Here is a 3,831-nt window from a genome sequence, read left to right as displayed (position 1 = left end):
TACGGGTAAAAGCAACGCCGGTTCCGCAATCGTCGCCCATGTTACCGAAAGCCATCATTTGTACGTTAACTGCGGTACCCCAGCTGTAGGGAATATCGTGGTCCATACGGTAAACGTTTGCTCTGGGGTTGTCCCATGAACGGAATACAGCCTTGATAGCACCGATGAGCTGCTCCTTGGGATCGTCGGGGAAGTCCTTGCCGATCTTAGCCTTGTACTCAGCCTTGAACTGACCTGCAAGCTCCTTGAGGTCGTTAGCATCAAGCTCAACGTCCTGAGTTACACCCTTCTTAGCCTTCATCTGGTCGATGAGTTCCTCGAAGTACTTCTTACCAACTTCCATAACTACGTCAGAATACATCTGGATGAATCTTCTGTAGCAGTCCCAAGCCCATCTGGGGTTGTTTGACTTTTCAGCGATAGTATTAACAACTGTCTCGTTGAGACCGAGGTTAAGGATTGTATCCATCATACCGGGCATTGAAGCTCTTGCGCCTGAACGAACAGAAACGAGGAGGGGATTCTCCTTGTCACCGAACTTCTTGCCTGTGATTCCTTCCATTTTAACGATATACTCGTTGATCTCAGCCATGATCTCGTCAGAGATTCCGCCGTCCTCATAGTACTGAGTACAAGCCTCTGTTGTGATAGTGAAGCCCTGAGGAACAGGGAGACCGATGTTTGTCATCTCAGCAAGGTTTGCGCCCTTACCGCCGAGAAGCTCTCTCATGTTGGCATTACCCTCTGAGAAAAGGTAACAATACTTATTTGCCATTGGTGTATACCTCCATTTTTTACATTACCGGACAATTTCCTTTGGGGCATTATCCGAGTTACATCTATTATAACACATCCAAGAAAAAAATACCATATATGTGATGACAAATTTAAGCCGTTTAAATAACTTTATTTGTACAAAAATCAACAAAGCGGAGCTTTTTTAACAAAAAAGACTTGCATTTGCGGTCAAAGTGTGCAAAAATATGTGTATGAGTGTTATGAAAGGAGATTTCTGTTCCATGAAAATATCAAAGTCGATGATACTTGTTTGCGCGGCTGTTTTATGCTCTGTGTCATGCAGTGAAAAGAGCAGCGGCACTGACAGCTCCGAAACTACTGTACAGCCTACTACGACACAGGCGGTTTCATACGATCCATCAATGGTGGGACCGGCACAGGGAAAGGCCCCGGCTTCTCTTCCTGCCGAAGCGGAAAAGGTGGTAAGGAATTTTACTGAGAGCAGCGCTACAGGCGACGTGGACACCATGATAAAGTGTATGTTCCCTGATGAGATGCTTGATGCTATTGAAAAATTTGGCGTAAAGCAGCAGTTCGCAGTTGCAATAAGCAGCAGCGCGGGCGGAAAGCTCAGCAGCTTCAGCACAGAAAACTGTTACAAGCTGGGAGGAGAAGCTATCAGGATATCCAAGAATTATTATGATTCCTTTGCTGAGAACCTTCAGATAAAATCAGCAAGCTACAGTGTTACTGATGGCTATTGTCTCGATATCACCGTCGATGCTGAGGTTAACGGCGAGAAGAGCACATTTACGGATCCGGTCTCTGTGATAATGATCGAAGGCTCCGGCTGGAAGGTTATACCTGCCTCGGAGGAGAGTATCTTGGATATGGAGCGCCAGGAGGAACAGACAGAGCCTGTGTCTCAGGAATAAGTCTCTTTGACAAATACAGGAGGGAAAAATATGAATAAAGCTGTTATATTGGCGGGCGGACAGGGTAAGCGCATGAAGGCTGATATGCCCAAGCCCCTTTTCAGAGTTCTCGGAGAGCCTATGCTGCACTGGGTCATCACTGCCTGCGAAGCAGCAGGAGTTGCTGACATATGTGTGGTTAAGGGCTTCAAGGGAGAGATGATAGATGAGTATCTCGGCAAAAAATATACGACTGTTCTTCAGGCTGATAGACTGGGAACAGGTCATGCGGTACAGCAGGCGATACCCTTCCTCGAAAACGACAAGAGCGGCAATACTCTCGTGCTTTGTGGCGATGCTCCTTTTATCGACGAGGAGACGATAAAAAATTCCCTTGCAGTGCATGAGCAGCAGGGGAATGCAGTAACGGTTATTACCGCTGAGCTAGAGGAGCCCTTCGGCTACGGAAGGATAATACGCAGCGCGAACGGAATCAGCGGCATTGTTGAGCAAAAGGACGCTACCGAGGAGCAGAAGGCTGTTAAAGAAGTCAATTCAGGTGCCTACTGGTTCAGGACTGCTGACCTTGTGGAGCTTCTCGGCAAGCTGGATAACAATAACGCACAGAAGGAATACTACCTTACGGATACAGTTTCCATTGCTATATCGGAGGGCAAGAACGCAGGTGCTTTTAAGTCGGATAATGCTGATATAATTAAGGGTGCCAACGACAGGAAGGATCTTCTTGAGCTAAATACCTATGCGAGAATGGCTGTTATAAATAAGCACCTTGAGAATGGTGTGGAATTTACCTGCATAGACGGAGTTATCATAGAGCGCGGTGTTGAGATAGGCGTCGGAACCGAGATACTTCCAAACACTATACTGAGAAGAAATACGTCTATCGGCAAAAACTGCGTTATCGGACCAAATACGGTAGTCGACAATTGCAGGGTAGGTGACGATGTTAGCCTAAATACTGTACAAGCTTACGATTCTGTCATAGAATCCAGTGTAAAGATAGGACCTTACGTACATATACGTCCTGACAGCCTTATCAGGTCAGATGCAAAGATAGGCGATTTTGTGGAGATAAAGAACTCTACTATCGGTGAAAAGACGGCTATCGCTCATCTTGCCTACGTGGGGGACAGTGACATAGGAAAGCGTGTTAATATCGGCTGCGGAACAGTTACTGTCAACTATGACGGTGTTTCAAAGAGCCGCTGTGTTATCGGTGACAACTGTTTCATAGGCTGCAATACCAACCTAATAGCTCCGGTAAAGCTTGGAAAGGCTGTATATACTGCTGCTGGAACAACTGTTACGAGAGATGTTCCTGACTATGCTCTTGCAATCGACAGAGGTGTTATGAAGGTGAATGAGGGCTATACTCTCAGAAAACTCAAGACAAAAGTCGGAAAATAAGCTGTATAAAAGGAAAATGGGCTGCCCTAAGGCAGCCTTTTTTATGGTATAGAACTAAAAAGCAAAAGAATAACGACCTTCATTGACACCCTCTCAAAAGCCAATCAAGGTCGCTATCGGGCGACATCCATGCACCCTCTATACACGAATGTCAGTTACGGCGGGCACATAATCCGAAGTGCCATATACCTGTTTGCATTGCTGTCTCGACTGCTCAGATGTTTCAAGCGTCATTAAACTGCTTTAGGCGATTAAACATATTATAGGCATTAATGTTTAATAACAGTTGTGAATAGTCGGAAGTATACTAAAACTGGATGGTTGGATATGAGTTCCGGCGGAGTTTAAAACCGGATCAAGCAACACAGGATATAATTGCCGATTTTGTTACAGGACACATAATATATTTTAACATTATTATGTGGTGGTAGAAGAGCCGATTTTTCGGTACATTCTTCTGCCAACAATTGTATTATAGACTATGTGGGGAGGAAGTTCAATTGATTATATTGCTCGAAATTAGCACTAAATTGCTAAAAATAATATAATATTTTACATTAATAATATATTAACAAATGTATTAATTTAATTTGTTTATATTTCGTCTATAAAGTTGTACTGTTCGTGTTTAAATTTTTATCAGAACAAAAAAGCAATTAAGAATTTCCTATAATTACGCCGATTCTGAGCGAGTTTATTTTTTTAGCACAAAAATGATACTGTTGTAAAACTGCACAAACCCAAAACTGAC

3 protein-coding genes are annotated in these 3,831 nt (G+C 44.0%); 2 read left to right on the top strand and 1 reads right to left on the bottom strand.

Annotated elements, in window-relative coordinates; all coding sequences use genetic code 11:
* A partial coding sequence (locus J6U00_RS09165) for a PEP/pyruvate-binding domain-containing protein (protein WP_296581214.1) occupies positions 1-775 on the bottom strand: 775 nt, incomplete at its 3' end.
* A gap of 244 nt (positions 776-1,019) precedes the next feature.
* On the opposite strand from J6U00_RS09165, the gene J6U00_RS09160 reads away from it, so the two are divergent.
* Both J6U00_RS09160 and glmU read left to right on the top strand, forming a co-directional pair.
* Complete coding sequence (locus J6U00_RS09160) at positions 1,020-1,673, top strand: hypothetical protein (protein ID WP_296581212.1); 654 nt, start codon at positions 1,020-1,022, stop codon at positions 1,671-1,673.
* A gap of 30 nt (positions 1,674-1,703) precedes the next feature.
* Positions 1,704-3,080, top strand: a complete 1,377-nt coding sequence (glmU, locus tag J6U00_RS09155; protein ID WP_296581211.1) for a bifunctional UDP-N-acetylglucosamine diphosphorylase/glucosamine-1-phosphate N-acetyltransferase GlmU — start codon at positions 1,704-1,706, stop codon at positions 3,078-3,080.
* Positions 3,081-3,831: the final 751 nt, after the last annotated feature.

Source organism: Ruminococcus sp. (genome assembly GCF_017650195.1).
Taxonomy (GTDB): domain Bacteria; phylum Bacillota; class Clostridia; order Oscillospirales; family Ruminococcaceae; genus Ruminococcus.
This window is presented reverse-complemented; position numbering and strand designations above follow the sequence as displayed.

What these genes read in the sequence shown, in the direction of transcription:
- J6U00_RS09160 (WP_296581212.1), top strand. Translation starts at nt 1,020, where the DNA reads ATGAAAATATCAAAGTCGATGATACTTGTTTGCGCGGCTGTTTTATGC.
- glmU (WP_296581211.1), top strand. Translation starts at nt 1,704, where the DNA reads ATGAATAAAGCTGTTATATTGGCGGGCGGACAGGGTAAGCGCATGAAG.